Annotated in this window: 1 protein-coding gene; it reads left to right on the top strand. The window is 64.2% G+C overall.

Features of this window, described 5'->3' with window-relative positions; genetic code table 11:
* The coding region (locus OC610_RS28610; RefSeq protein ID WP_264433130.1) for an MATE family efflux transporter at positions 1-538 on the top strand (538 nt) is incomplete at its 5' end.
* Positions 539-565 lie beyond the last annotated feature (27 nt).

The following is a 565-nucleotide window of genomic DNA, read 5'->3' as shown; positions in this document are numbered from 1 at the left end:
GGTGCCGGCGGGCATGTCCTACGCCATCACCATGCGTATCGGCCAGCACTACGGCGCTGGCCAACTGCCAATGGCGCGACTGGCCGGGCGAGTCGGGATTGGCTTCGGCGCGGCGGCGATGCTGGCGTTCGCCATGGTCTTCTGGTTGCTACCCCATCAACTGATCGGATTATTCCTGGACCACGATGACCCGGCGTTCCGTGAAGTGATCAACCTGGCGGTGAGCCTGCTGGCCGTGGCGGCCTGGTTCGAACTGTTCGACGGCACGCAAACCATTGCCATGGGTTGCATCCGTGGATTGAAAGACGCCAAGACCACGTTCCTGGTGGGCCTGGGTTGCTATTGGCTGATTGGCGCGCCAGCGGCGTGGTGGATGGCGTTCCATTTGCATTGGGGGCCCACCGGCGTCTGGTGGGGCCTGGCCCTCGGGCTGGCGTGCGCGGCGGTGAGCCTGACGCTGGCGTTTGAATGGAAGATGAAGCGGATGATTCGCCGTGAGCCGGGGCAGCAGCGCTTCGAAGCGATCCAGGCCGAGTGAAACGTTTCCCCTGTGGGAGCGAGCTTG

The organism is Pseudomonas agronomica, assembly GCF_025917275.1.
Taxonomy (GTDB): domain Bacteria; phylum Pseudomonadota; class Gammaproteobacteria; order Pseudomonadales; family Pseudomonadaceae; genus Aquipseudomonas; species Aquipseudomonas agronomica.
This window is presented reverse-complemented; position numbering and strand designations above follow the sequence as displayed.